The organism is Paenibacillus sp. PSB04 (genome assembly GCF_025809195.1).
GTDB classification, from domain to species: Bacteria; Bacillota; Bacilli; order Paenibacillales; family Paenibacillaceae; genus Paenibacillus_AQ; species Paenibacillus_AQ favisporus.
Map to the genome: position 1 here is coordinate 5,264,339 of NZ_CP081301.1, position 26,388 is coordinate 5,290,726.

Below are 26,388 nucleotides of genomic sequence, written 5' to 3' on the forward strand. Positions count from 1 at the left end.
CACCTGCAGAAAGCAGATGAATTTTTTGAAGGTAAAGATGTACAGGTTTCCTAGTCTCCTCCCCCTCCACAGGAACTGCAGGATGAGGAGCTGCATGAGGACGAGCTGCAGGAAGAATCGCTGGACGAACTGCAAGAAGAATTGCCGGAATCATCGCCGCTAGGGCTGTCACTGTCCGGAGATAGGCCTGAATCGTCCACCCCAGGATTTGTCGAAGGATCGCTGTCAGAAGGATTCCAATCGCCCGAAGGGTCGTCATCATTCCACGGATCCGTATCCATGGCCGTCAGAAACAGAATGGAGCTGAACGGATCTACCGTCACCCCGTTCTCCTCACTTCGGCGGATGCCACTGGATTGACCTCGGCCGCTTCTGGGAGGCAAAGGACGGCTTGCCCTCAATGTGCCGGGTTTTGCTGACTTGACGTCACGATAATGTTTTCGGATCGAGCCGATGATGGCCAGTTGAATGGCTTCGATTGCGGCATCGGAACTGCTCTGAAAATATCGGCTGCGGATCTCTTGATCGTTTAGATTGTCGAAGGTTTGAAAGAACTCTTCGTCGATTTTAAATTGGAAAAACGGATTCAGAAGTGCCTCGTTTGCCGGATAAATGTGAAACAGCATGCTGTAGATCAAATCATACCGTGCCCTCTCTTCTTCCGGCAATTTTTTATTATTCGTGTAGGCCACGTTAGGTTGATGATGAATAAACCGTCCTGCGAACGTGGTGCAGAAGCGATCATAATCGCGGGTAAACATCAGCATTTCATGCCAGATCAGGTCGGCATCTTTACTGAACATGGGAACCTGCTTGAGAATCGCGCACATGAGAAAGAACCTCTTCACTTCCAGAAGCATCCATTGATACTGGGTTTGGCTGATGGGATGGCGCTCCATAACCCGCTGCTTTACGTGCTCCATATAGTCCATTCCCAGCGCGTTCTCCAATCGTATGACGAGATCGGATAAACCTTGTATCTCTTTATTGATGCCTATGTATGGTGGTATGGGTGTATCAAACCCGTGACCCTTATTCCCTTCTTTTGAGTTATCCCCGGAAGCCGAACCGGAACCCAGCAATCTTTTAAAAAATGACAGCAAACTCATGTTTCTCCTCCTTATGCCGTGGATTTCGGTCCCCAATGGAAATGAATCCCCTTCAATGAGATTACCATATCACGGGAAGGAAGCAATGACACTTTCGTTACTGGAAATCCGTTTCCTATAAAAAGGCAAACCCCCGCTTCTCTAAGAAACAGGGGTTCACCATACACCTTTCACTTCCAGGATTAAGAGCTTTGTTTGGCTGACTTCAGTCTGGCCAGTTCTTCCTGAACTTCTTGCTGACGCGACCAATCCGTTAATTTGTCAGCCGCTTGATAAGCCAGCGTCCCTGCTTCTACGTGCATCAGCTTCTGCTCCATGCGCTCAAAACCGCGGGAGATTTTGCTGATATCGGAGACAGGAGCGGTTCTTGCCGTATCCCGCATCGTATTCACCGCATTGGCACGTACTAGCAAAAATGCCAGCTTGTCCGTTAGCTCTTTGTGCACGTCCTGCAGCCGTTGAATTTCACCGCGAAGCGATTGGGCCTGTTTTCTGACCGTATCACGCTGCTCCGTATAGGTCTGCTCCAGCTTGGCGTGATGCAGCTTCTCTTGAATGGCCATCGCCGCGATATCGTCTTCATTGCGTTCGACGGCTAGCTGAGCTTGGCGCTCCCGCTTTCTGACGATTTCAGCAGTTGATGCCAGCAGCAGATCATACCGCTGCTCCGCGGCAATCTGGGTTTGCAGCGCCCCGCGTGCTTGATCGATCTGGTCTTCAAGCTGTCTGATATAATGTTTGGCCATGCTGACGGGATCTTCGACCTGATCCAAGAGACGGTGCACGTCTGCTACGGCTATATCTTTGATTCTCGTAAAAATTCCCATATATTAATCCTCCTTATGTTGTCTGCGTTCCCATTCATCCAGGAATTGTCCTCGGCTAGAACTTTGCTCATATGATAACGGCGTCACGTCGGAAAAGCCCGGATCGGAAAGCAATTTACGCTGGCTGACAATCCTTTTATACAGCAGGAAAACGGCGATCAGAATGATCGTGCCCCACAGCGGGGTAAATAAGCTGAGTGTACCCAGGGCAGCCAGGATGGCTCCGGCCCATTTCAGCCCTCCCCTGCTTTTCAGGAAGAGGAGCATCCCGCCGATCATCAGAGCCGTCTGAAGCAGTGCCGTCCACACCGAGTTCATTCCCACTTCCGAGCGCCCTCCTGGTCTCGTAAATCCCGGATACCCATGATGCCCCTGTTCGACAAGACCGTGCCAGGTTTTTCCCGGAACATCATGCCCGATAAAGAGGCTCCATTTGATAAGCAGCACAAGGAGAAGGACAGAAACCGATCCGATGACAATACCGGTAAGTAACGAAGTTTTTTTCAAGGAACTCACCTCCTTTCCCGCATCCGTTTTGGTTGTGTATGTTATACCTTGTCCCTTGCGTATGAATAGCTTAAGAGAACAAGCTTTAGTGAATCTTAATTGTGAAAAGAGGATGTTGACCGGCCCGATTCCCGGGTCCGGGACGCTGTGGATTATAGACGTGCCAATGCCCCGAGAGAACTGCAAACTCCAATCGCTTAACCATTCTGAGCAAACGAAAAAGTCCGCGGTTTCCGCGGACTTTTAACCTGTTCAGATGAACTTGCTTTTCGATTTGCAATTGGTCGGCTACGATGTTCGTTGACGTTACGTAAATAAAGACTATTTGCTTTGCAGAGTCTGAAGCCTCTTGAACAATTTTCGGATCCACCCGACGATCACAGGGACCAAAAACAGCATGACGAATCCGGTAGCGATGAGAACCCCGGTTTGCGTTTCCTTTTCACTGGAGAGCATTTCCTCTACACTGCTTCCAATCAAAATCATACGCTGTTCTTCTCCCTCGCCGGGCAGATGAATGGGCTCCAGATGTCCGTTAACGGCACGGCCGATCACCGTGATCCTTTGCCCTGGACTAAGCGCGTGATAACCGTAGGCCGTTTCCTTAGGGCTCTCCACAAGCAGCGGGCGGGATGTTTCCCCCTCATGGACAAAGGGGAGTTGGCTCGTTTCTACTGTTTCGAAATCCAGAGGCAGCCAGCCGGAGTAGAATTTGAAACGTTCACTCTCCACTTTAACGCCTTGAATGCTTAAAATCCCCCATACTTGCGGGACGGCGTCTTCATTCCACATATAGTTACATCCGCTTTTGCTGCAATGCCAATTAAACTTTTCCTTTTGAAGGAGCAGGTAACGCTGCCGTAACTTGCCTTGATCCGCTGCAGCGGTCTCCCCCTCAGCTTCTCCTTCGATCCGGACGATCCCGTTCGTGTCTGCTGTCAGCTGCTGAACCGGAGCCGCATGTGAGATTAATGAGGCCAACCTGGCCGAGTCCCAATACAGCAGCAGTAAGCCGGCTAATATGAAAAAGCCCAGGAATTTTAATAAACCCAGCCAAAGACGGGAAGCCCGGCTTCCGGCCGGTTTCCCTTTCCGCTTGGATTTACCTTTGCGATCCCCTTGATGAGTCTTTGTGCTGCTGTGCTTTGTTTGACTTTTCGAATGCCTGGCCACGCGCTCGTTCCCCCTGTGAGCTCAAAAATGTTGTCCTTGTAACATTACGGAGCCGCACTAGATCGGGTTTCAGCAGCGTGCACCTGTGTGCTTGATGATTCATACACTTTTCCTGTTCCCTGATATTTGGCTTGCAATTTGCAGGATCTTCCATTATTTTTTGAATGATGCCGGTATGTGCTGCGTCCTGCTTGCAGGTGTCGGCTTTGATAAGTCCAAATATGATCGAATGACGAAAGGAGATGCCCATGAAGGAGTTGGGAGCTCTAGTTTCTCCACCAAGGGTCTGGTACCAAAAGAAAAGAAACATCCTGCGGATCGTCCTGCTATTGCTATGCCTGGTAGAACTGGCTATTGTCGGGGTGAAGTATGATGGTCATGTCCGCCAATTTTTGTGGATTGGAATCGCCGGATACAGCGCGGCATTGATATTTTTCAGCTATATTTTTACATACGTGGTGCTTCGGTACGGCAAACGGCAACCGGTTACGCGAAGAGCAGACTTGCTATTAGCCATTTTTATATTCTTCCTATCGTTATTCCCTTTAGTTATGCTGGGGAGAGTAACAGCAGATATCGTTCAGGGGCCAGTGGTCAAAACCGTGAACGTCGTCGAAATATGGGATCCTAGACGTGGCGGGGACCGCGTACGAACAGAGGACGGTAAGGAATACGAGCTCGGGTACAAGCAAATTGTCATAGAGAGTGGCGGCACTTACCGAATCGAGGCTCTGGAATATTCGGGAATGATTCTGGCAGCCGAGAAGCAGAACTAAATAAAAGATTCGATAAACTGAGAGCTGAGAGCATAACGAGCCCGCTGCAAAGCGGGCTTTCTCTTTATATGCCTTGTCAAACCGCCGCTTCCGATAAATTTGTTTGAACTCAGCCCAGATTTCTTTTCATTTGCACCGTAATGATTTTGCGGCCGTCATCTAACTGTGAAATTTTCAAATCGCTCCTAAAGCGGCGTAGAGTGGATAAAATGCAATAAAGATCGTTAGCCTACGCACTGATACGGAATTAAATCAGTTCAGGGAGCGCAAAGACGCCATGGTTCGTAAAGTCGCTGATGATCTCCTCAGGCAAATATTGAACGAGCTCCGACTTCGTAGCCCATCTATACTCGTCGTGCTCATGCGACAGGGTTACACGCGGTTCGTCGGTTCTGCACAGATAAGATAAAAGCACAATTTGCCTCCCCGGATCCGTAAAAAATGTCGTTGCAAACAGCAATCGATCGATACTTGCGTGAATCCCCGCTTCTTCTTTAATTTCGCGAATCAAAGCGCTATCCAAATCCTCGCCAAACTCCAGATTCCCACCGGCCGTTTCCCAGCCTCCCGCGCCTACTTCGTCTGAACCGGAACGTTTGAGGATCAGGATACGGCCTTGATGGATGATTACAGCTTTTAATACGACAACGATCTTACCCGTCATGATATGGTCCTCCCCACATGCAGCGTCTCTCATTGTGATTGACGATACATGAAATGGGGATGGTTTTCAATTCATGAAATCGAATCTTCCGCAATCCATGAAGCTGCCTCTTGAACAAAACGGCTCGGTTTCCCGATGCTGTACAGTTGCAGTTCATGCATGGCCCGGGTACAGGCGGTATAGAACAGCCGACGCAAGCTCTCTTCTCCGTATTCTTCGTCCGAAGCGTTATAGACGATCACTGCATCGAACTCGATTCCTTTGGCTAAATATACCGGAATGACGACGATCCCCTGTTTATATTCGATCGAACCGCTGGTAACGAGCTTGATATCCTCCAGATCGTGAAGGGATTCAAATACGGATGCGCTTTGGGCTGCGGATTTGCAAATAATCGCAACAGTCCGGTGCCCCTGTTCCCGGAATTGTTTGACTTTTTGCCGAATGGACTGATGTAATTGCTCCGCGTCGGCAGCTCTCGTGAGTACGGGGCGGCTTCCGTTCCGGTCAAAAGGAATGATCTCTTCCCCATTCGGGATAAGCGCCCGTGTAAATTCGACGATCGGTCTGGTGGACCGGTAGCTTCGGTTCAAAATAATGGCATCGGTTTGTTCCTCTCCGTACAATTCGGCCAGCATGCCGAAATCATCCGTACCGTCGGCGTGCGCGAAGACTGCCTGGTTGAAGTCGCCAAGCACCGTCATTTTCGCCGCCGGGAACAGCCTTTTTATAAATTCGAATTGAAACGGCGAATAATCCTGCGCCTCATCCACGAGGACATGCCGGATCGAAACATTGGTCTGGAAGCCTTCGATCAGCTCTTTTAACAGCAAATAAGGTGTCGCGTCCTCATATAAAAGCTTCCCTTGGTCCATCTGTTGGGACGTCATTTCGCTGATTTCGTTCCATTCGGAAGGAAGTTCTGCTCCTTCAACCTCGCCGTCAGCCGGATGGGAAACCAGCATTTGCTTATAGATGGCCGGCGTATCGATAAAGCCCAAATCTTTAATTTGTTGCCGAATACGTTTGAATTTCCTGCTAACGATCCGGCGCGCGAGCTCCTTACGGACAAGTTCCAGATCCACATCCTCTTCCGATTCTTCGGTTAACCCGTGTTTTTTTCGAAGATGCGCATAAGCCTGCTGGTATTCATCATTGTCGACCAGCTCAACGGCGTCCTGCACCCAAGGCTTTCTTCTCTCGGCCTTCTCCGCTTCTTTGACCAGCTCCTTCAACCAATCCGACAACTTTTCCAGTCTGTTGTTAAAGCGAAGCGTCGTGTGCTCACTGTAAAATCTCTCCAGAATTTCCTCGGCGGAAACGAGCGTTTTGCCTTTAAAGGATATATCCTTGAATACCATTCCGGATTGTTCCAGCGCCTGGCGGCAGGATTGGATCCGATCAAAAAACGCCTTTGTCGCCTTAAAGCGGATACCCGCCATCCGCACCCGATAGTCCGGGTCTTCCGAAGCCGTAAGGACGTATTCCAGCTGCGTGTAAGGATCTTCAACGTCGAAGAAGCCGCTCAGCCGGTGATTCAGGTACTCCTGAAACGTGACCTGCTGCATATTCTCTTCCCCAAGCTCTGGCAGCACGCTGGAGACATAACTCTTGAACATGGCGTTTGGCGAAAATAAAAGCATTTGGTCCGCCGTCAAACGGTTCCGGTATTTGTACAGCAAATAAGCGATCCGCTGCAGTGCCGCCGACGTCTTGCCGCTCCCGGCCGCCCCCTGAACAATGAGCAGACGTGCGCTGTCATGGCGGATAATCCGGTTCTGTTCCTGCTGAATCGTCGCCACGATGCTTCGCATGTGCGTGTCTGCGGATTGACCGAGCACCTGCTGGAGAATCTCGTCACCGATGGTGAGCCGGGTATCAAACATCGACTGAATAACTCCGCTGCGGATGATGTACTGCCATTTTTGCTCCAGCGTGCCCTGAATCGGCCCGCCGGGCGTGATGTATTCAGCCGGACCCGGTGTGCAGTCGTAATACATGCTTGAGACCGGGGCTCTCCAGTCATAAATCAGGAACTTTTCACCAGTAGCATCCGTGAGTGAAGAAACGCCGATGTACACGCGCTCTGTCTCGTTCATTCCCTCTTCGGCAAAATCAATCCGCCCGAAATACGGCACATCCTGCATGCGCTGAAGCTGGAACAGCCGCTTGGAGGACTGGCGGTGGCTTCCCTGGCTTAAGGAGAGAACCTCGGACTGCTGCCTTAAGCTGATAATCGTTTCTAGAAAATCGTCAAAGTTGTCCGTGTTCACCGTAACGTCTTCCCAGAAATGCTTACGGATGTCCACAACCTCTTGCCGGCGGCGGGCCGTTGCTTCCTCATATTCGTTGATCTGATCTTGGATGATGCCAATCACCTGATCCACCCGCTGCTGCTCCTGTTGAAGTTCTTGACTCATGAAGAAACACTCCTTTACACAAATGATTGTGAGCTTCTGAAAAATGGGGGTTGACGGAACCGACGCTATGGTGTAAGATATAATTAGGAAATACTGATTAAATCAATAGGGATCGCATGACGCATATTTAAATTTACCATGTTGCTTTCATTTTGGCAACTCTATTTTTGTTTACTTTCTAACTCCGCCTTTCACGGGATAACGTTCCGTCTGGCGGAGTTTTTTTAAGATTATAGAATTTATAAATTTCAGCGAAGCTGAACCATTCTATAATCGCAAGAAAAACTTCGGCTAAATGCGGTCTGTCTTCTTTGAAGGTACGTCGATAGACGTTTTTCTTATGTTCCGATGCAAGCTTTTTGTGCCGAGCTCATTGATCAAAGTCAACAAGAAAAGGAGCTACACCGCCTGCAGACGACATAACTCCTTCGCAACTTTTTATAAAAGCAATTCCCTCTTTTCTCGGGGACATATTCAGAAGCATTATTTCTATGCCTATTCCTTCTTTACCCCTGGACCGCCTTGGTATACTCCTTCCTCCTGCTTGATGTCGTCTTCGTCCAGCCCCTGCCGTGCCAGCACGTCCGCCGCGTTGTCCTTTGGCACATAGCCGATTTTTTCGCGCAGATATCCAATATCATAATAATTGTCGTCATTCGCTGAGGTTCCGTACATGGTCAAAAACTTAAGGGATGGATCTGCCTCAATGCAGCATTCGGCCAACTGCACCATATCGCGCCGGGAGATCCAAATATGAGCAGTACGGTCCGAGTGCGGACGGTCGTCGCCCGGAAAATTGCCGATCCGGATGTTCACGGAGGAAACTCCATACTTATCAGAATAGTAACGGCCCAGCAGCTCGATATAGCTTTTGCTGAGCCCATAAAAGCTGTCGGGCCGGTGATCCTCGGGCTTGATATGCTCTCCTACTTTATAAAAGCCGGTGGCATGATTGGAACTGGCGAAAATAACCCTCGATACGCCGCCTTTACGGGCGCCTTCATAAATGTGATAAGCACCTGTCACGTTAATCGGAAGCACCTTCCCGAGGAAATCGTCTTCGTCTTTAGCCCAGCCAAAATGAAGCACCGTATCGATGCCCTCCAGCGCTGCCGCCACAGCCTCTCCATCCGTGATGTCCAGCTTGCCGACTCCGTGCTCCGGATCGGGACGAATATCTGTTGCGACCACTTCATACTTGCCTGTCGACCGGAGTCCATCCGCTACACAGCTTCCGATCCGTCCGGCTGCACCGGTAACGAGTATTTTTCGTTTCACAGCTCCCACCTCATTTCTTATTGTTCGATCAGCGTTCTTCCTGCTGCCACACATCCTTATACTCTTTATGCCGCTTGAATTGAACATGGGCAAATGAGCAGGCGGGAATAATCTTCTTGCCTTCCTTCCGGGCCATATCCACCACTGCTTTGACCAGTTCATCCCCGATCCGCTGTCCTCGCAGCTCTTCGGACACATACGTATGATCTATGACGATGGTTCTGTCGTCTACGGGCTGAAAAGTGATTTCCGCCACCGCCCGATCACCCTCTACCATCACGAACCCTTGACCTGCTTCACGGATTTCTCTCAACATTCCCACGCTCCTTGTGCAAAGTTGTTCCATCTTTGTTCTATCTTCTTTATTCTTCCCCGCCGAATGGACAAGCGAAACCTACAGAAGGCGTAACGTCATAAAATTGGCTCCCCTAAATTTTACTCTGGTGCTTTACCAGAAGAAAGTGTATGATTAATACTTGTCAGTGTTTTTTCAACAAGTCGATGCAATATTCATTCAAAAGGAGTTTGACATCATGACCAGACACAAACTGGGATTCTGGATTTTGACCGCTCTCGTCGTGGGGAATATGGTCGGTTCCGGAATTTTTATGCTGCCCCGCTCGCTGTCCGAAGCGGCCAGCCCTGCGGGCGTCATTCTGGCCTGGTTGGCGACTGGGCTCGGGGTTCTTATGCTGGCGCTGGTTTTCGGAAGCCTGGCTGTCCGTAAGCCGGAGCTGAGCGGCGGGCCGCAAATTTATGCGAAGGAGCTGTTCCGGGAAGGCTCACATGGCTCCCGCCTGGCCGGCTTCATGTCCACTTGGGGGTACTGGGTAGGCAATATAGCCGGGTTTGTGGCGGTGATTACGACGTTCGCCAGTTACCTGTCCACCTTTTTTCCCGTGTTGACCAGCGATAAGGTGTGGGTGGATACCGGAATATTCACGTTAAAGGCCGGCAATGTGCTGACATTTATCGTCTGCTCGCTTCTGCTGTGGGGCACGCATGCCATCTGCATGAAAGGCATGAACGGCGCGGGCCGATTGAATTTTATCGCGACGGCTACCAAAGTAGTTGGCTTTGCCTTGTTTATTATCATTGCATTATTCGCTTTTCAAAAAAGCAACATCGGCCCCTTCCTGGCTCCACGGACCAATGACAGCGGCGAAACGCTCAGCCTGCTGTCCCAGGTCAATGCTGCTGCCGTTGGAACGCTGTGGGCTTTTATCGGCGTCGAATCCGCCATGGTCTTTGCCGCCCGCGCCCGCCGCAAGCAGGACATCCGCCGCGCAACCATTGCCGGGCTGCTCATCTCCATCGTCCTGTATGTGGGCATCAGCATCCTGACGATGGGACTGCTGACACAGCATCAGCTGATGGCTTCCCAGAATCCGCTGGTGGACGGCATCACAGCGGTAATCGGCCCGATCGGCGGCAAGCTCCTCGCTGCGCTGGGCTTGATCAGCCTGCTTGGATCGACGATCGGCTGGGTGCTGCTGAGCGCCGAGGTGCCGTTTCAGGCCGCCAAGCTGGGCGTGTTTCTCCCTTCCTTTTCCAAGGAAAACGGAAAGGGCATGCCGAAGACGTCGCTATGGATTTCGAACGCGGTCGGTCAGGTTCTGCTGCTGTCGACGATCTCCGGCTCGATCTCGGCGGCGTTCGATTTTATCATTTACATTGCCACGCTTGCCTATCTGGTCCCTTATTTGATTGCTTCACTCTATCATATTAAGCTGATTTGGACCGGAGAAACCTTTACGGCTCGTAAAGAACGGGTAACCGAGGGCATGATCGCGGGGCTTGCGGCATTGTATTCGCTTTGGGTCATCATCGCGGGAACGGCGGATTTGAAAACCTTCCTGCTGGGCATTGTGTTGATCGTCAGCGGCATTCTGTTTTATCCGCTGCTGAACAAGAAAGGCAAGGTACGCGGCACATCAAACTGATCATTACTGTATGAAACACAAAAAGGCGGCCATCTTGGATGGGCGCCTTTTTCATCAGATTCCGTTGCGTCGACAGCTTCAACTTCTATGGCTTACCGATATACAGCTTACCGTTCGCAAAAATCGCCGAATATCCGAGCTTGTACAGCTCGAAATACGGAGCAAGCGGGTCTCCTTTAAGCCGGTATCGGTGCCATTGAAGGTAGTACGAAATCCAGTAGTCACAGGCAATGGAATAATAAGCCTCGCTCAATATTTGAACAGGTTCCTGATCATCCGTATGCTCACTCACCAGTTCAAACAACGATTCGTGTACGACGGGATCATATTCCTCTCGGAATTTTTCGAATTCGCTGCCGGATACGATGACTATTTCGGAGACCGTTCCGAGATACGCCGATGCCTCAACCGCTTCCTCCAGCTCGGCATGATCGTCCATCAGCTGCTTCAAACCGAGGATATGCCTTTTGCCGAGTTCCCTGAGCTCCTCTTCGGATACATGATCGGATTTTCCGTTAAAATACCCGGGCACCCATTCCCCTTGAAAGTCCTGCGGATCCAGCATTTCATAGATCGGGAGGATGCGTTGTAAAAAGATATCACCGTCTTCCAAGGGTGCGAACGTAGCTTCCACCCCTTTTCCGCTGGGCATATAGATTTGAAAATAGCTGTAAAACATCTCTTCTTCAATGGGCCCTACAGTTTCTTCAGCCTCTTCTTCATCCATCAATCCAAGCACGTATTTTCCATACTCCTGCTGATCGATCATATCCGCCTCCTGTCTCTAGATTCTACTAAATAGAATTATAAAGCGGAGAGAGCGGCCGGGGCAACGGTTGGCCGGGCACTGAGCTTGTCCGATTAAGATTATGCTTGGGCCGCGCAACTTCCCGCATGATGCTTGCGTCTTGATTAGTAGATTCAAGTAAAAGAACACGGAGGATGATCATGAAATATTCCCACTTCATGCAAGGGGTGCTGCTATCTGCAGTGGTTGTGACGGCGGTATCACCCCATTCGCTTGCGGCAGCATCCACTCAACCGGGAGATCGAATGGATTCTGCAGCACGGTTATCGGTTTCCAGCTCTGCAGAGTCACCAGCCGCGTCAGCTTCCAGCACCGCCGCTTTGGGAACGGCTTTCGTTCAGGTAGCAGCCGGGAATTATTATTCGGTCGGACTCCGGGCAGACGGCTCGGTGTGGACCTGGGGAAGAAACTTATTGGGCGAACTCGGGATTCCCGATACTACGGCCGTTTCCAGCATGGTGGCACCTGTTCGTCTCAACACACTGCCACCATTGAACTCGATAGCTACCGACGGGTATGGTTACCAATTGGGCGTCGCACGCGACGGTACGGTATGGGAATGGGGATCACGACCGGGCTACGTCCGGGAAACCCAGGTTCCGCGAGCACTCCGGGGTTTATCCGGAATCTCGCAAGTAACGACACTGCAAAAATACAGCTTTGGTCTCGGAAGCGATGGGTCCGTTAAAGCGTGGATGAAAGATCAGAAGAGCGGCGATTCGAGCCAGCCGATTTCAGTTAAGGGCTTGAAAAATATCGTCCAGCTGCAGTCAGCTTCCGATTATATCTGTGCGCTGGATTCCGCCGGATCTGTCTGGAGGTTTACGGTGAACACTTCAGACAATCAGCTTCACTTCTCCGTACCGGTCCGAATACAGGGTTTGCCGGCATTGAAGCAAATTTCCACGCAGCATGCCTATGACGCTTATGGAGTAGACAGATCCGGCAAGGTTTGGAAATGGTCGTCTATCCAAGCTTCTTCCGGCACAGAAAAGCTGTATGTAAAGCCAGTGAGCATTCAGCCGTCCCTTCAGGTTCAAAATGTGTATGCTTCCATCGGTTATATGTTGCTGGTGAGCCGGCAAGGCGAAGTGTGGATGTACGACGGCAAACCGGGCCGATCGGCCGTTAAAGTCAAAGGACTGCAGCGGATCGTATCGGCATCGGCCGGGGATACCCATCGTTTGGCCGTTGATGCCAAAGGCCAGGTATTCGGCTGGGGGGCGAACAATTGGAACGAGGTTGGCGTCGCGCGTAATGCGGGTGACGGCATGGAATACGCACCGGTTCCCATTCAGCGGCCGATCACCATTCGGATCAACGGCAGCCTGCTCCCCGCCTCCTTCCCGGCGATCAACAAGAATAACTCGATCATTGTCCCTGTAAAAAGCATAGCGAAGGAGCTCGGAGGCTCTCTCGAGGCCTCTACAACTCAGGAAGGGACCACTTACAGGTTGCAATACGGCCAAACTACGGTGACTTTCCGTCCCGGCTCGGCCGAAGCCGCCACACAGGGGCGGTCCATGGCATTGTCCGGCCCGGTAAGTATGATAAACGGCGCCGTCATGGTGCCAGCCTCCCTGTTCAAACAGCTGGGATGCCAGGTCGATTGGAATCCGACTCTTGCCGAGCTGAGCATACAAGGCAAGTAACAGGCTGTTCATGCGCTGTAAGCACACGCCGCTAAATGCGGTGTGTGCTTTTTTCATAGCGTAATTGCCTAACGATAATTGTAGCTAAATTTCATTCAGCGGCGATATGCTTAAGCAAAGCCAACAGCTCTCTGATCCTGGGAGCAAGGTCCTCGTTTCCGTTCATGATCCGGATGAACTCCGCTTCACCCTGTTTTAGCAGCACACCGCTGAAATAATAATATCCGTAAAAAGGATCCGGCTCGTAGCCGCGAGGTTCTTCTTCCTCCCACTCCTCCTCGTCTCCGTCTTCTTGCTCGGGCCAGAGGTACTTGTCATCCAGCAGCTCTTTCAAGGATTTTATCGAGCCCACTTCTTGAATATCCTGATCTGCTAATGCAGAAGCTACAGCAAGGAATAAATCGATCTCTTCGATGGAAACCTGTACCGGTTCCTCTGTTCTTAGTTTCTCCATCAGTTCAAGAATGGTCCATGGGGTCACCTGCCACAAGGTCCCTTGATGTTCGATCAATCCCGCTAGGGAAGCGTACTGTTTTTCTTTAATGAACCGGGGAATGTCCGTGCCTCTCCCATAGGCCGTCGTCAACCGATGCCATGGAACGTTTGGAATTTGAAAATCGGTAATAGCCTTCATCACATGATTTCACCTCTCGCTCTCTATCTTACTTGCTATGCTTTTGTTTACTTCCACGCTGCAGTACATGCTTCCTTTTTCCAGAGGTTAGCACCTTAGTTACTTAAATAAAGTTTTTATGTTGACAATATTAAATTTAAAAAATATAATAACTTACGTAAAGTAACTTACTGATGAATTCAGACTGCAGTCGGTTCATAATCCAAATACATCATAGATGATTCAGGTGGTGCAAACATGTCGTTTTTCAAAAAATTATTTGGCACAGCAGCCAAGGAGGAAGTTACAATGAGCAAATTGAACATCGGTATTATTTTGGGAAGCACGCGTCAAGGCCGGGTAAGCCCGCAAGTAGGACAATGGATCAAGGAGATTGCCGACCAACGCGGTGACGCTAACTACGAAATCGTGGATATCAGCGATTATAATCTGCCTTTCCTCGGAACGACAGATGGATCCGAACCTGGCATCGCTGCCTGGAACCAGAAGCTCGGAGAACTGGACGGCTTCGTGTTCATCGTTCAGGAATACAACCACAGCATTACCGGCGCGCTGAAAAATGCGATTGACTTCGCCCGTGAAGCGTGGAACAACAAGGCAGCAGGCATCGTGAGCTACGGCTCTACCGGCGGCGCCCGCGCAGCGGAACATCTCCGCGGTATCCTGGGAGAACTGTTGGTTGCCGACGTTCGCGTTCATCCAACGCTGTCTCTGTTCACCGATTTTGAAAACGGATCGGTCTTTAAACCGCAAGCCCTTCATCTGGACAATGTCAATGCGATGCTGGATCAAGTCGTGGCTTGGAGCGGAGCCCTCAAGACTTTAAGATAATTGTATAGTCAATCCAAATAAATGCAAAAAAAGCTGCCGAATTCCCGGCAGCTTTTTTGATATTTTCCTGCATGCTTGCTTTCCCTCACTTGCTTCAATCCCCCGTGGTGACCAGCCTATTGGTTTCCTGCACCAGCTTGCGCAGAATATCAAGCGCCTCCTGTAACCGTCCAGCATTTGCCGATACCAAGGTGAATATTTGATGGACCCGCTCTGCATAGGCTGGCGGTACGATTTCGAAAGCGTCGGCGATGGCTGTCGCTCCCTTTTCGTTCATGCAATACTGATGATTTATGGCGAACAGCACCTGGTTCAAGCAGGATACCGCCCTGAAGCAGCATCCGCTCACATAAGAGATGTCTTTCTTGGCGACCCCTTTCATCCCGATGTCAAGCGAAAATTCGGCTTCCCACAAAAACTTGCCGATGACCGCTTGCCGATATACGGCTGGGAAAGGCGACGTCTTGGACTTCAGTGCGGTAATGATGTCCGCAGGATCCCATAGCACTTGGCACAACGCGACTTCCGCCATGTAAATGGCGTTAATAAAGCCGTGAGGATGGCCTGGCTGATAATCAATCGTGACGTTTCCCTCGAGGCATTCTTCTATCACCATGGAGACTTTGCGGATATCGCGGTACAAAAAATCAACGGGGATTTGTTCGACGTGCAGCCAGCCCCCGCCATTGATCCAAGGTCCCCATCCGCCAATCTCCGTGATCAGGTCCGTTCGGCCGTCATCATCGAGGACAGCAGCGATCCGACGGAGTTCTTTGATGTCCAATCCTTCCCTTGAATCATAATAGATGCCGATATCGATATCGGATCCGGGATGATGCGTCCCTCTGGCTCTGGAACCACCAAGTACGATGGCCCTGACCCCATCAACCTGACCAAGATCCTGTGTTATTCGATGGATTATGGACTGAATATCCATGCCGGCTCACCTCATTCGACTCTTTTCATTTATTATAGCAGCCGCACAAACCGGATTTACGGTAGAAAACGATTTAACGTAAAAAAGCACCGGCTAAAGCCGGCGCCTTGCCTTATTTCCACCATTCATCAAAAGGAGTCACGGGCAGCTCACGTTTATGCTGCGAACGGTCATAACGCTGCTCAATCTTGAGCTGTTCCTGCGGGTCAACCTGCTGCCCGGTCAAATACTGGTCGATCACTTCGTATTCCATGCCCAGCTCGGTTTCATCCGGCTGCTGCGGCTTGTTGTCCAGCAGATCGGCCGTAGGCGTCTTCAGATACAACCTCGCTTCGGCGTCCAAAGCTTTAAGCAGCTGACGGCCCTGCTCTTTGGTCAGCCCCGTCAGCGGCAGAATATCCGCTCCTCCGTCACCGAATTTCGTGAAAAATCCGGTGAGCGCTTCGGCGGCATGGTCCGTCCCGATCACCAAACACTGCCGCTCACCGGCGATGGCGTACTGGGCGATCATCCGCATTCTCGCTTTGACGTTTCCTTTATGGTAATCGGGAAGCCCGTTTCCGGTAGATTCAGAATACGTAAGGGCGAAAGCGTTGACGGCATTCATAATGTTGAAATCATAGCTCTCGTCCGGCTTGATAAAATCCAGCGCCTTCTGCGCATCGTCCTCATCCTTCTGAATGCCGAAAGGGAGCCGAACCGCGTAAAATTTGGCCTCATATCCTTCCGAACGCAGCTCCTGGACCGCAAGCTGGGCAAGGCGTCCTGCCAGGGTCGAGTCCTGCCCGCCGCTGATGCCGAGCACGAACCCTTTGGCCCCTGCCTTTTTGCAGTAATCCTTGAGGAAACCGATTCGTCTGCGAATTTCCTCCTCCGGCTTAATTTCAGGCTTTACATGAAGTTCTTGAATAATTTGTTGTTGGTTTTTCATATCAATGACTCCCTTCTATCGGTACAGTTTATGTTGGCACATATAAGCATAGCAGTTGTCGGGAACCAGATAACGCGGCTCACCGCCTCGTTGAAATTCATCCCGGATATACGTCGAGCTGATTTCCATCGCGAGCCCTTTGTCGATCAAATGAAACGTCTGTCCGTCGTCGGCATTCCGCAAAATCGGCGATTTGCTGATGGCCGCCAGCATGTTAATCCCGTCCCGAGCCATCACGATGAACTTGTTTTCCTGGATGAGCTCCTCTGATTTTTTCCATTTCCCTTCCCCGATATCAAGCAGCAGATCCGCTCCCATGATAAAGTAAATGTCGTCGTCCGGGAAAGCCTCCTTATAATGCTTCAGCGTCAGATAGGTGGCAATTTCCCATCCTGCTTGCTTCATTTCATAATCGTCAGCGACAAATTTATCATTGCCATCTATCGCAAGTTGAATCATGTTCCACCGGTGCTCGTCGCTGGCATGCAGCGATTTATCCGGCCTTTTGCTTGAACAGGGCAGGAAGATCACCCGGTCCAGCCGGCAGCGGTGGGCCACGGTGCTGGCCGTCCACAGATGTACGTTGGTAATAGGATCGAACGAGGATCCGTATATTCCGATTTTCGCCATGTTCCCCTCCTTAAGGCTGCAGCTGCCGCTGGATGTCCCGCTGAATTTCGTCGATCAGCCTCATTTTGTTATCCCAGCATGCCTGGCTCAGGTTCACCGGATACTCTGCCGGATTCAAGATCCGCTGGTATTCCTCCCAAAGCACCTGTAGGTTATCACGCGCAAACGCTCTGATGTCTTTCAAGTCTGGCAGTTCATACACCAGCTCTCCGCTGTCAAAAACCAGATGATGGAGCTCCCTTGCCTCAAAACCGGTCACGAACTTGGCAATATACGTATGCACCGGATGGAACATTTTGAGACGCGTCTCTTTCTGTGGTTCTTCATGCTCCAGCGCAATATAATCACCTTCCGACTTACCGTTGCTGCGATTGATGATGCGATAAACCCGCTTTCTGCCCGGGGTTGTAATCTTTTCGGGATTCGAGCTGATTTTAATGGTGTCGACCATATCACCAGTTTCGTTCTCAATGGAAATCAGCTTGTAAACGGCTCCCAGTGCGGGCTGATCGTAAGCGGTAATGAGCTTGGTTCCGACACCCCACACATCGATCTGCGCCCCCTGTGCTTTCAGGCTCATGATCGTCTGTTCATCGAGATCGTTGGAGGCATAAATTCGGGCTTGCGGAAAACCGGCATCGTCGAGCATTTTTCTGGCCTCTTTAGATAAATAAGCCAGATCGCCGCTATCCAAACGTATGCCTTTGAAGGTGATCCGATCGCCGTACGCTTTGGCCGCCTTAATCGCGTTCGGTACCCCGGATTTCAACGTGTCATACGTATCGACAAGGAAAACGCAGTCCCGGTGGGACTCTGCATACTTACAGAAAGCGGTATATTCATCCCTGTAAGCCTGAACCATCGCATGGGCATGCGTTCCTGCAGTCGGAATGCCGAACAGCTTGCCGGCCCGCACGTTTGATGTCGCATCAAACCCTCCGATGTACGCCGCGCGTGTTCCCCATATGGCTGCACCCATTTCCTGGGCCCGTCTGGATCCGAACTCCATCGTGACGTCGTTTCCGGTAACCTGCTTCATGCGGGAAGCCTTCGTCGCGATCAAAGTCTGATAGTTGACGATATTCAGCACAGCCGTCTCGATTAACTGAGCTTCCGCCAGCGGTGCCTCAATCCGCATCAGCGGTTCATTGGCGAACGCCAGCTCCCCCTCCCTCATTGACTTCACCGTTCCCGTGAAGCGGATCCCGGAGAGATATTTTAAAAATTCGTCGCTGTATCCATCTTCATTCAGGTAGGACAGATCGGATTCTGTAAAACGAAATTGCTGCAGATAGCGCACCACCCGTTCCAGTCCGGCGAAAACGGCATAACCGTGGTGAAACGGGATTTTACGAAAATAAACCTCGAATATTGCCCGTCGTTCATGAATTCCATCCTGCCAGTAGGACTGCGTCATATTGATCTGATATTTATCCGTATGCAGCGCAAGGCTGTCATCTGCATGAAGATTGGTATCCGGATTCGGTTGCTGATTCATTCGTTGGTCCTCCTTTTGTAAAATAACAATTAACCAAATGTTAAATCAGATTTCAAAAAAAATAAGATCTTTATTTCGCACAATGGATTTACTTCTTGCTGTGATATATGGAGCTGCTGATATCCGCATCTATAAAGCGGTACAGCTGCGTCGGTTTCTTTGACGTTCGGCTCGTCTTCTTGCCGGCCACCTCCTGGATAAACGGGAGGGACTTGATCTTTCTGGCAAAAGCCGCATCCAGGGCAATCGCCGAATCTTTCGTTACGGTGAGCAGTACGCTCTGCAGCTCCGAATAGGTGAACTCTTCAGGCAGAAAATCCTTGGCCGCCGTCGTCTCCAGCAGCTTCCGCCGGATGACGGCAATGGCGTCCTGGATGATGACTTCATGGTCAAACGCCAAGTCCAGCGACAGGACGTCGTCGACCGGAAACAGCTCAACCTCGCTCGCGTCATCATTGGCTGCTCTCTGGGACAGATGGTGTTCAGGCACGATCGCATAATGCGCGTTCGATATGATCCAGCCCCGCGGGTCCCGGCCCGGCGTATCGTATACACCAAAATGTTCCAGATGAATATGCTCGACCCCAGTCTCTTCTTTCAGTTCCCGCTCCGCCGTTTGAAACGCGGATTCTGTTGGTTCGACAAAGCCGCCCGGCAGCGCCCACTTCCCTGCTTCGATGTTGGGGCGGCCCTCACTGTCCGTCATACTCCGTTTGATGAGCATGATTTGCAGCTCCATAACCGGCGGTTTAAATGCTTCCGTCTTCTCCGAACGGATTGTAAAGACCGCGATGTCGGACGTATAGCCGTCAGGTGTGCGGTACTTTCGGACATCGTATTGCTGAAGTGCTTGTTCGTTGGACATATTTGCCTGCGCCTTTCCTGTTTCGATTTACAATTAACATTTTGTTAATTAATAATATACCTGGGTTGGTTTTTTGTGTCAAGGGTTATGTTGCCAAAATAATAAAAAACAAGCCGACTTCTGCGTCGGCCTGTTCAAATGTTTCGGTCAGGAAGCAGTTAGACAAAATAGGCGGTTCCAAGACTGACCTAATTATTGGAACTTACTTTTAAGCGCTCGAAAGTCTTGACCATTTCGGCATCCTCCAGAAAAATTGTTTTCCCTCCCAATTCTGAACCCATAGCCAGCTTGGTTCCTTCAGCTCTGTAAATGCTGACGGAATCCCCGGCAGTGAACTCTACCGACATACCGTGGAAAAACGTTTCGGGAAATATCCTTGGCAGCGTCACTTCCGAGCCTTCGGCAGTAATTTTTTTAAGCATCCGGCAAACGGTACGAATCCCCTCCTGATCCTGCTTGTTCGCTGCGATCAGCGGTTTGTACGTGATGTCACCATCCTGCATATGAACAGACTTCACAGTGTCGACGGCGCATGAAGCGGCCATCTCCTGAAAGCTGCGTTCTTTAGGCAGTGCCTTCCGTTCTTCGGCATAAGAAGGCCGTTCATAAGTTAATCGCTCGGAGCTGGCGTTCTTTTGGAACGGACTGAGATAAGCAAAATCTACAATTCCATGCCCCATATCCCCGGCGAAGCTCAGCGTATCTCCAGGATACGGCGTCTGGTTGTCACGGGCGTATGCCAAATCTTTTCCCGTTAAAAGCTTGTCGGCGAGTACTGTGGTCGTGTTATCCTTCAGATCGACCAGCGTCAGCAATCCCGTGCGGCTCGGCCGGACCACCAAATAATCCGTGCCAACGGCCTGAACGCCGAACACGTCTTCCTGCTTGGTCAGCTCCGACAAATCATGCGTGGCAACGATCTTCCCTTCGTCGTTATATACCCACACGATCTTTCCGTCCGTCAGCACCGCATATTCGATCCAGCCTTTAGGATCATATACCTGATAGTATGACGTATTCGGTTCGTACCGGCGGTCATAAGCCGCATGCTTCTGCTCGACGATTCGGTTATTGCGGATAAGTAGGGCGTAGACATCATAATGGGGCTGAGGGTTAGCATACTTGTCCACAAAGGTTAGCACCGTATTTTTCCCATTTCGAACCGCTCCATCGGTCGTAACGGTCCCTTTAAATTCAGCATCCAGTTTACCGATCGAGGTTACATCAGTTTGTTCATCTTTGGTTAGATACAGGTCATGGGTAACCTGATTCAACCAAATCGCATAGGGCGTTAATCTCATGTAATCGTCCGATTTCGTCATATGTACGGTTTGAGTGGACTTCTCCCACTTCACTTCCGTTCCCATAGCCTCGGAGAAAAAGCGCAGCGGAGCATACACCCGCCCGTCGACCATTCGAAGTGGCGAGGACAGGGCGACATGCTGTCCATTGACGTTAGCGCTTTTCGAGCCAAAAGGCAGTTTCACGGTGAGCTTTGGATACCTCATGGTTACCATTTTGGCCTGAACGTTCCAAGAGACCAGGGTACCGAGCACTTCTCCCATATCCCGGACCGGCAGATAAACCGTACCTTTGTCCAGGAAAGGGAGTGTTTTCGGATTTGCAGCTTTACCGTTCATCGTCAAGTTAATGCCAGTATTGGCCGCCGCTTTGGTTGCCGCGGAATTGTCGGCGCTAACAGGCAGTGTAATTGCAAATGCAGCAGCGGCGGCCAGAAAAGCAGCCGGCAGAAATGAATTCCATCGTAGTTTGAAGCGCATCAGATAGGATCCTCCCGTTATAAAAAGAATGAGTGCCTAATCAATAAACGCCGGAAATCAGCTGTTGGTTGCTGCCCTGAGAAATTTCCTCGCAAATAATTCACCAGCTACAGTGCCGCATGTGATGGTTCTCGCCTTACCGCCAAGCGCTGACCCGCTCGGATTTGCGGACAAACATCGACGTCAGGGACTTCGCTCTCGCATCAAGCAGCTTCCTGCGACCCTCGGGAGTCCGGGTATAGACCAGCTCAGCCGGTCCGATATGCTTGCGCCACAGAACGGCAAAACGCTCGGCAATGTCCTTGCGGCGTCCGATCTCCTCCGGGACGGCATGATAATCATGCGACCGGCCAAACCACCTCCGCGATGTGCGATAGACTAAATAGCGGGGATTGTCGATCGGATCGAGCAGCTGCTGCAGAGCATTGAGAAACAGCGTCTTTTCATGCGTACTCCCATCCCTCAGCCAGCATACGACGGTACCACCTTCCTCATGACTTCCAATCAGATGAATGCTCGGAGCGGGTTGGACCAGCTTCATTTCATACAGCACGGTGTATACGGCTAATCCGACTTCACGAATGCTTCGATCCAGCGACTGGTGCTTGATCGTCATTTTTGCAGCCTTGTAGATCCAGGGGCTGGCACAGACGGCCGCCAAGACGGCTGCGATGCTGAATTTGAACCATCCCGGTGCATCCGAATGCAGCATTTGAGGCGATGAGGCCGCATCAAAAAAGGTCTCCAAACCGAGCACCAGCGCAAAAATAAGAACTGCTTTGATCGTATAGGGATAAACCACCGGCCTTGGAAAGCTCTTGCCTTCCGCCTTCAACTCCTCGGTCATCGAACCCTGCAGGGCAACAGCTGATGCCCAGTGCTCCTTAAGCAAATGCCGCTCCTTTGCCCTTTCCAATGTTTGTGCGTTGTACAGCTCAATATCCTTTTCCGCTAACTGTCCCTGCCCCAATCCCATTCGCTCCATGCCGGATTCGATCGTCTCATTCGTAATGGACAAGCCCACCAACGAGCGGAAACGTCTGGTAAGAGACGCCATATCTTCTCCTCCATCCGCAAGCTCCGTATCGACGCAGGCCAAATGCCAGATCGCTCCGGTTTTGTCCGGATTTCCGCGCTGCGAACGGATCGCACGGCCCCGCATCTGATTGGACAGCATAAATGAGCCTACGTAGGAGGCCATGATCATCGAATTGATCCCCGGCGCATCCCATCCTTCGCCCAGCAGCGCAGCCGTACCAACGAGTACGCGGACACCGCCTTGGTCAAAGAGCTCTGTGACCCATTCGACGATAACGGAACGATTCGAATCGCGCACATCGATCGTCACGTAGTCGGAATCGTAGGCGAGCGGCCGCTCCGTGAGCGTAATACCGCGCTGACCGGCCGTCTCCCGCACCCATGCCGCCGCAGCGACTGGCAGGATCACAAGGGAGCCGGTCAGAACGCCGATGGGGAGCTCTCGACCACTCGGTTCTTTTTCTCTAAGCCGTCTGCGGATGGTTTCGAATATCGGGACCACCCCGAGGCGCTGAATTGGCTGTTCATCCCCCGCTTGCTTAGGCATGTCTTCCTTCCGGATATAATCGGTCAGGATGACCATGCGCAGGCCTTCGCCAAGGACCGATCTCTCATAATCGAGGATATGCCCGATTTGCTTCAGCTTCGAAACGCTGTGAATCAGCATTTTGTCCAGTGCCGGAGTGGACCGCAAGTACAGCTTGCGCCGCTCAATCATGCCAAGTTGGCTGAGCCGTCTGCGAAGTTCCTTCAGCTCAGGCCGATCTGAATCCACATGGGCATCTTTAAACAATACCCCGTTCAACAGCTCCTCCAGCCATTCGTCGCTTAGATTAGGCGTATCTGCTCCTTTAAGCCCCAGCAGCCTGACTGCATCACGCCATACCGACTGATTCGCCGCCCGTAAGAAAATGACCATGCTGGAGTAATAACCAGGGGAAGATAATATCTCTTCCATATGGGATTCCGCGTTCGTGATCCAAGGGTGGCCGGCGATCAGCTCGGTCATGAACTTGTCCCGGATGAGCTCGCCCCGCAGCCTGGCCGCATACATGCGAAACTCGCGGAGCTGCGCCGCTTCCTTCTCCTCAGGCGGGGTCAGCATGATGTAATCCTGATGCGGGCATAATTCACCATGACGGACAAGCTCCGGCACGCTGATCTCCTCATCAATCGGCCCGCACAGCTCGATATACCGCTGCCACTCGTTGGGATTCACGTCATACGGCGGCGTTGCTGTCAGCGCAATTTTGGTCGGCCGCTCCAGCATGCCGCACAGCTGAACCGCGCTTCTCCACCAGGACACGCGCAAATGATGGGCTTCATCAAAAATGACGGTGTGCAGTCCCAGCTTCTTCAGCTTTTCAATGATCTCCATCGCTGCTGAAGGCTGGCCCACCTCGTCTTCCTTTTCCGCCTCATCCGTGTCTTCTGGAATCTCCTGCTCCTCCGGAGCCGATTCACGTTCAGTTGCAGCATCTTCCGTATCATCGACCGCAGTTTTCATCCCGTGGTCACGTAGAACAGTAGACTGCTTGTCTCCCTGCTCCTCATCCTTTTTACCGGCGGCGGTGAGAACAGTATGTAAGGCCTGATATGTTGTAATTGTGACCATGGCCGGATGATGAATGGAAGTCGACAACCAATCCGGGCGTATGTCTGTATCCAAAAAAAGCTCCGTGAAGCGGTTTGCCCACTGCTCCTTGATCGTCAAAGTCGGTGCCAAAATGATCGTCGGCCGGTTGATGCGCAGCATGACTTCCAGGCCCAGAACGGTTTTGCCGGATCCGGGAGGCGCAACAAGATGCAGGTGCCGATTGCGCAAATGCTCGTCCAACCGGTCCAGTATCCGCTTTTGATAGGAACGCCACGGATAGCGAAATTTGATATGGTCAGGAAAAAGCTTGGTATGATTCTCCATGGCAGTTCACCTCTTTTCATCTATTTCCTTTCGTCCATATCCCTCTTTACGCCGAAAAACGTGCCAGGGATTCGGGGAATGGATATTTTGTAAAATCATTCATGATTTGAGCCCGTGATGAACAATACTATAATAGGGAATCTTTGCCGCTGTTGAAAAGTCATTTATGAAAAAAGGGGGATGCTTATGGCTGCATGGCTTATTTACGCGCTGCTTTCAGCCGCGGCGGCTGCGCTGGTGTCCATTTTCGGGAAAATCGGTCTGCAAAACATCGATGCCAACGCCGCCACGGCGATTCGAGCCGTCATCATGGCCTTATTTCTGCTCGGCGTCATTGCCGTACAAGGAAAGTTCGGCCAACTGGGAAGCATTTTGGCACAAAAAAAAGCACTCAGCTTCATCGTGCTCAGCGGAGTGGCAGGTGCAACGTCGTGGCTGTTCTATTTTTTGGCCCTCAAGTACGGCAAGGTGTCGCAGGTAGGCCCCATCGACAAGTTAAGCGTCGTGATCGCCGTCATTCTGGCCTTTCTGTTCCTCGGCGAAAAATTATCCTGGCTGAACTCGGCCGGCGTCGTGCTGATCGCAATCGGCGCACTGCTGGTCGCCGTGAAATAACCACACGCATTAAGCATCTTTGCTGCCGCTGCCTTTTCCTGGGGCCGTCCCGAGTTCCGACTCCTTAAATTTACGCATAATTTCCAGCAGCATCACATGCAGACTGACCCAGACACCGCCAAAAATGTATCCGGCAAACACATCGCTTGGGAACTGCACGTGAAAATATACCCGGCTGACCCCGACGGCCAAACAGATCAGGATCACCGCCACAACGATGGGGATCCGGACGTAACGGAAGTGATAATGCCGCAGCAGTAAAAAGGCCGAAAAACCGCATACTGTCAGCGTAACTAACGTCTCCTCGCTCGGAAAAGTATTGAACAGCTGCACGCCAGCTGCCACCGGGCCAGGACGATGGAACAACAGGCGAAGCACCCTGTCCAAGAGCTCTCCGCCGGCCACGACCCATACCAGGAACGTCAAGTCCAGCCTGCGGTCCCGACTGTGGAGCACGATCCACAAGCCTGTCAGGCATAGAACCGGCCCATACAAATCCAAAGTCCCGAACCTCGCAAATACGTGCATCCAGCCCGCCCACTCTGGACCGAACAGAACCGATACTAAATAAGAGGCAATTTGGTCGAATTGTCCGTACTCATGCGACAAAAAATCTTGAATGACGCCGAGCATTAACGAAAAAAACAATACAAATGCAGCAAACGAGGACAGCAGCAATAGACGGACCTTTCCGAACGACTGAAAATGCCGCACGCCGCTTGCCAGCAAATCCATCAATCGCTCGATCACTTGATGTTTATACTTGCGGTAGACATAAATAGCCGCTGTGACCAGTGCCGAACCGATCCCGAAAATAACCATGTAACGATTGACCGTAGAGTGATAGGCTTCCCATTTCGGGCCGAGCACTTTACCAAGCGAAATGAACAGGCCTACCCAGAAAAGCGCGCCGGTGTAGGCAAATAGCGCATAACGCCGGAAGGGCATACGCGTTACGCCGCAAAAGTAACCGGTAATGTGACGGACCCCCGGTATAAAATATGCGGCAAACAGAAGCTTGTCCCCGTAGCGCTCAAACCAGCCCGTAATTTGATCCATCCTCTCTTCGGTGAGATGAACCTTGCTGCCATGGCGCGAAATAAATGGGCGTCCAAGCCGGTATCCGATCCAATAAGATAAAGTCACGCCGGTCAAGACGCCGGCTCCGGCCGAGGCCATGCTCAGCAGCCAGTTCAATTTGCCTTCAAACACAAACAAACCGGTATAACTCATCATCATTTCACCGGGAAGAGGCAGAGCAAGCATTTCCAGGCACAAAAATAAATAGATCAATGCGTAACCATAGTGCTCCAGCAAATTCGTCAGCATACGTACTTCCAGCTCCCTCTACACATAACCGCTATAACTTATTTAGTCATATAACTTTTACTTCATCTGCTTTATAGCAGCCACCCTCTTTATATTTCCCCTTCATTTCACGCTTTTAACATGCGCCGATCCGATCTTGAATAATACGCAGTATAAAAAGACCTTCACTTCTGGTCAAACCGCAGGCTCCAAGCCGAAATAACCAACCCCAACGAAAAATC

At 51.2% G+C, this 26,388-nt stretch carries 23 protein-coding genes; 5 read left to right on the forward strand and 18 right to left on the reverse strand.

Annotated features, from left to right (window positions below; all coding sequences use genetic code 11):
* Positions 1 to 50 precede the first annotated feature (50 nt).
* The 4 genes from K2F33_RS24320 to K2F33_RS24335 form a co-directional block, all read right to left on the reverse strand.
* The gene (locus K2F33_RS24320) at positions 51 to 1,109 is read right to left on the reverse strand and encodes a glycine-rich domain-containing protein (RefSeq protein ID WP_263879074.1); all 1,059 of its coding nucleotides are present in this window, start codon (positions 1,107 to 1,109) and stop codon (positions 51 to 53) included.
* Between the two features lie 182 nt (positions 1,110 to 1,291).
* The gene (locus K2F33_RS24325) at positions 1,292 to 1,936 is read right to left on the reverse strand and encodes a PspA/IM30 family protein (RefSeq protein ID WP_263879076.1); all 645 of its coding nucleotides are present in this window, start codon (positions 1,934 to 1,936) and stop codon (positions 1,292 to 1,294) included.
* 3 nt (positions 1,937 to 1,939) lie between these two features.
* On the reverse strand, positions 1,940 to 2,443 hold the full coding sequence (locus K2F33_RS24330) for a hypothetical protein (RefSeq protein WP_263879078.1): 504 nt from the start codon (positions 2,441 to 2,443) through the stop codon (positions 1,940 to 1,942).
* Positions 2,444 to 2,764: 321 nt separating this feature from the next.
* Positions 2,765 to 3,616, reverse strand: a complete 852-nt coding sequence (locus tag K2F33_RS24335; protein WP_263879094.1) for a hypothetical protein — start codon at positions 3,614 to 3,616, stop codon at positions 2,765 to 2,767.
* Positions 3,617 to 3,864: 248 nt separating this feature from the next.
* Here K2F33_RS24335 and K2F33_RS24340 point away from each other — a divergent pair, with 248 nt between their 5' ends.
* Complete coding sequence (locus K2F33_RS24340) at positions 3,865 to 4,392, forward strand: hypothetical protein (RefSeq protein ID WP_212983705.1); 528 nt, start codon at positions 3,865 to 3,867, stop codon at positions 4,390 to 4,392.
* 247 nt (positions 4,393 to 4,639) lie between these two features.
* On the opposite strand, the gene K2F33_RS24345 is transcribed toward K2F33_RS24340, so the two are convergent.
* The 4 genes from K2F33_RS24345 to K2F33_RS24360 form a co-directional block, all read right to left on the reverse strand.
* A complete protein-coding gene (locus tag K2F33_RS24345; protein WP_212968567.1) occupies positions 4,640 to 5,056 on the reverse strand; it encodes an NUDIX hydrolase in 417 nt (138 codons plus the stop codon).
* Positions 5,057 to 5,127: 71 nt separating this feature from the next.
* The gene (gene helD, locus K2F33_RS24350) at positions 5,128 to 7,476 is read right to left on the reverse strand and encodes an RNA polymerase recycling motor HelD (RefSeq protein WP_263879098.1); all 2,349 of its coding nucleotides are present in this window, start codon (positions 7,474 to 7,476) and stop codon (positions 5,128 to 5,130) included.
* A 495-nt stretch (positions 7,477 to 7,971) separates the two neighbouring features.
* The gene (locus tag K2F33_RS24355) at positions 7,972 to 8,754 is read right to left on the reverse strand and encodes an NAD-dependent epimerase/dehydratase family protein (protein ID WP_076165817.1); all 783 of its coding nucleotides are present in this window, start codon (positions 8,752 to 8,754) and stop codon (positions 7,972 to 7,974) included.
* Positions 8,755 to 8,782: 28 nt separating this feature from the next.
* Positions 8,783 to 9,067, reverse strand: a complete 285-nt coding sequence (locus tag K2F33_RS24360; protein WP_263882442.1) for a GNAT family N-acetyltransferase — start codon at positions 9,065 to 9,067, stop codon at positions 8,783 to 8,785.
* A 220-nt stretch (positions 9,068 to 9,287) separates the two neighbouring features.
* Between K2F33_RS24360 and K2F33_RS24365 the strand changes: the two genes are divergently transcribed.
* A complete protein-coding gene (locus tag K2F33_RS24365; protein WP_263879101.1) occupies positions 9,288 to 10,697 on the forward strand; it encodes an amino acid permease in 1,410 nt (469 codons plus the stop codon).
* Positions 10,698 to 10,782: 85 nt separating this feature from the next.
* On the opposite strand, the gene K2F33_RS24370 is transcribed toward K2F33_RS24365, so the two are convergent.
* Positions 10,783 to 11,466, reverse strand: a complete 684-nt coding sequence (locus K2F33_RS24370) for a hypothetical protein (protein ID WP_263879103.1) — start codon at positions 11,464 to 11,466, stop codon at positions 10,783 to 10,785.
* Positions 11,467 to 11,645: 179 nt separating this feature from the next.
* On the opposite strand from K2F33_RS24370, the gene K2F33_RS24375 reads away from it, so the two are divergent.
* Positions 11,646 to 13,157: a stalk domain-containing protein gene (locus K2F33_RS24375; protein ID WP_263879105.1), complete on the forward strand. Its 1,512-nt coding sequence runs from the start codon at positions 11,646 to 11,648 to the stop codon at positions 13,155 to 13,157.
* Between the two features lie 91 nt (positions 13,158 to 13,248).
* On the opposite strand, the gene K2F33_RS24380 is transcribed toward K2F33_RS24375, so the two are convergent.
* Positions 13,249 to 13,791 carry a hypothetical protein gene (locus K2F33_RS24380; protein ID WP_263879107.1) on the reverse strand — a complete coding sequence of 181 codons (543 nt, stop codon included), beginning with the start codon at positions 13,789 to 13,791 and terminating at the stop codon, positions 13,249 to 13,251.
* 237 nt (positions 13,792 to 14,028) lie between these two features.
* On the opposite strand from K2F33_RS24380, the gene K2F33_RS24385 reads away from it, so the two are divergent.
* Positions 14,029 to 14,622 carry an NADPH-dependent FMN reductase gene (locus tag K2F33_RS24385; RefSeq protein ID WP_076165832.1) on the forward strand — a complete coding sequence of 198 codons (594 nt, stop codon included), beginning with the start codon at positions 14,029 to 14,031 and terminating at the stop codon, positions 14,620 to 14,622.
* A gap of 94 nt (positions 14,623 to 14,716) precedes the next feature.
* Here K2F33_RS24385 and K2F33_RS24390 read toward each other — a convergent pair whose 3' ends face one another.
* The 7 genes from K2F33_RS24390 to K2F33_RS24420 form a co-directional block, all read right to left on the reverse strand.
* A complete protein-coding gene (locus tag K2F33_RS24390) occupies positions 14,717 to 15,559 on the reverse strand; it encodes a nucleotidyltransferase domain-containing protein (protein WP_076165835.1) in 843 nt (280 codons plus the stop codon).
* Positions 15,560 to 15,671: 112 nt separating this feature from the next.
* Positions 15,672 to 16,490, reverse strand: a complete 819-nt coding sequence (gene nadE, locus K2F33_RS24395; RefSeq protein ID WP_263879111.1) for an ammonia-dependent NAD(+) synthetase — start codon at positions 16,488 to 16,490, stop codon at positions 15,672 to 15,674.
* 15 nt (positions 16,491 to 16,505) lie between these two features.
* Positions 16,506 to 17,120, reverse strand: a complete 615-nt coding sequence (gene nadD / locus K2F33_RS24400; RefSeq protein WP_076165843.1) for a nicotinate (nicotinamide) nucleotide adenylyltransferase — start codon at positions 17,118 to 17,120, stop codon at positions 16,506 to 16,508.
* A 10-nt stretch (positions 17,121 to 17,130) separates the two neighbouring features.
* On the reverse strand, positions 17,131 to 18,618 hold the full coding sequence (locus K2F33_RS24405; protein WP_263879114.1) for a nicotinate phosphoribosyltransferase: 1,488 nt from the start codon (positions 18,616 to 18,618) through the stop codon (positions 17,131 to 17,133).
* An 88-nt stretch (positions 18,619 to 18,706) separates the two neighbouring features.
* Positions 18,707 to 19,483 carry an NUDIX hydrolase gene (locus tag K2F33_RS24410; protein WP_263879116.1) on the reverse strand — a complete coding sequence of 259 codons (777 nt, stop codon included), beginning with the start codon at positions 19,481 to 19,483 and terminating at the stop codon, positions 18,707 to 18,709.
* Positions 19,484 to 19,671: 188 nt separating this feature from the next.
* On the reverse strand, positions 19,672 to 21,264 hold the full coding sequence (locus K2F33_RS24415; RefSeq protein WP_263879119.1) for a copper amine oxidase N-terminal domain-containing protein: 1,593 nt from the start codon (positions 21,262 to 21,264) through the stop codon (positions 19,672 to 19,674).
* Positions 21,265 to 21,400: 136 nt separating this feature from the next.
* Positions 21,401 to 24,223 carry a DEAD/DEAH box helicase family protein gene (locus K2F33_RS24420; protein ID WP_263879121.1) on the reverse strand — a complete coding sequence of 941 codons (2,823 nt, stop codon included), beginning with the start codon at positions 24,221 to 24,223 and terminating at the stop codon, positions 21,401 to 21,403.
* Positions 24,224 to 24,409: 186 nt separating this feature from the next.
* Between K2F33_RS24420 and K2F33_RS24425 the strand changes: the two genes are divergently transcribed.
* Positions 24,410 to 24,838 carry an EamA family transporter gene (locus K2F33_RS24425; protein WP_076165864.1) on the forward strand — a complete coding sequence of 143 codons (429 nt, stop codon included), beginning with the start codon at positions 24,410 to 24,412 and terminating at the stop codon, positions 24,836 to 24,838.
* Between the two features lie 9 nt (positions 24,839 to 24,847).
* On the opposite strand, the gene K2F33_RS24430 is transcribed toward K2F33_RS24425, so the two are convergent.
* A complete protein-coding gene (locus K2F33_RS24430; RefSeq protein ID WP_263879123.1) occupies positions 24,848 to 26,167 on the reverse strand; it encodes a bifunctional DedA family/phosphatase PAP2 family protein in 1,320 nt (439 codons plus the stop codon).
* Positions 26,168 to 26,388 lie beyond the last annotated feature (221 nt).

Coding starts and splice junctions, on each gene's coding strand:
- K2F33_RS24320 (WP_263879074.1), bottom strand. CDS start 1,109: ATGAGTTTGCTGTCATTTTTTAAAAGATTGCTGGGTTCCGGTTCGGCT.
- K2F33_RS24415 (WP_263879119.1), bottom strand. CDS start 21,264: ATGCGCTTCAAACTACGATGGAATTCATTTCTGCCGGCTGCTTTTCTG.
- nadE (WP_263879111.1), bottom strand. CDS start 16,490: ATGAAAAACCAACAACAAATTATTCAAGAACTTCATGTAAAGCCTGAA.
- nadD (WP_076165843.1), bottom strand. CDS start 17,120: ATGGCGAAAATCGGAATATACGGATCCTCGTTCGATCCTATTACCAAC.
- K2F33_RS24340 (WP_212983705.1), top strand. CDS start 3,865: ATGAAGGAGTTGGGAGCTCTAGTTTCTCCACCAAGGGTCTGGTACCAA.
- K2F33_RS24375 (WP_263879105.1), top strand. CDS start 11,646: ATGAAATATTCCCACTTCATGCAAGGGGTGCTGCTATCTGCAGTGGTT.
- K2F33_RS24405 (WP_263879114.1), bottom strand. CDS start 18,618: ATGAATCAGCAACCGAATCCGGATACCAATCTTCATGCAGATGACAGC.
- K2F33_RS24325 (WP_263879076.1), bottom strand. CDS start 1,936: ATGGGAATTTTTACGAGAATCAAAGATATAGCCGTAGCAGACGTGCAC.
- K2F33_RS24420 (WP_263879121.1), bottom strand. CDS start 24,223: ATGGAGAATCATACCAAGCTTTTTCCTGACCATATCAAATTTCGCTAT.
- helD (WP_263879098.1), bottom strand. CDS start 7,476: ATGAGTCAAGAACTTCAACAGGAGCAGCAGCGGGTGGATCAGGTGATT.
- K2F33_RS24365 (WP_263879101.1), top strand. CDS start 9,288: ATGACCAGACACAAACTGGGATTCTGGATTTTGACCGCTCTCGTCGTG.
- K2F33_RS24425 (WP_076165864.1), top strand. CDS start 24,410: ATGGCTGCATGGCTTATTTACGCGCTGCTTTCAGCCGCGGCGGCTGCG.
- K2F33_RS24430 (WP_263879123.1), bottom strand. CDS start 26,167: ATGCTGACGAATTTGCTGGAGCACTATGGTTACGCATTGATCTATTTA.
- K2F33_RS24345 (WP_212968567.1), bottom strand. CDS start 5,056: ATGACGGGTAAGATCGTTGTCGTATTAAAAGCTGTAATCATCCATCAA.
- K2F33_RS24410 (WP_263879116.1), bottom strand. CDS start 19,483: ATGTCCAACGAACAAGCACTTCAGCAATACGATGTCCGAAAGTACCGC.
- K2F33_RS24370 (WP_263879103.1), bottom strand. CDS start 11,466: ATGATCGATCAGCAGGAGTATGGAAAATACGTGCTTGGATTGATGGAT.
- K2F33_RS24380 (WP_263879107.1), bottom strand. CDS start 13,791: ATGAAGGCTATTACCGATTTTCAAATTCCAAACGTTCCATGGCATCGG.
- K2F33_RS24390 (WP_076165835.1), bottom strand. CDS start 15,559: ATGGATATTCAGTCCATAATCCATCGAATAACACAGGATCTTGGTCAG.
- K2F33_RS24385 (WP_076165832.1), top strand. CDS start 14,029: ATGTCGTTTTTCAAAAAATTATTTGGCACAGCAGCCAAGGAGGAAGTT.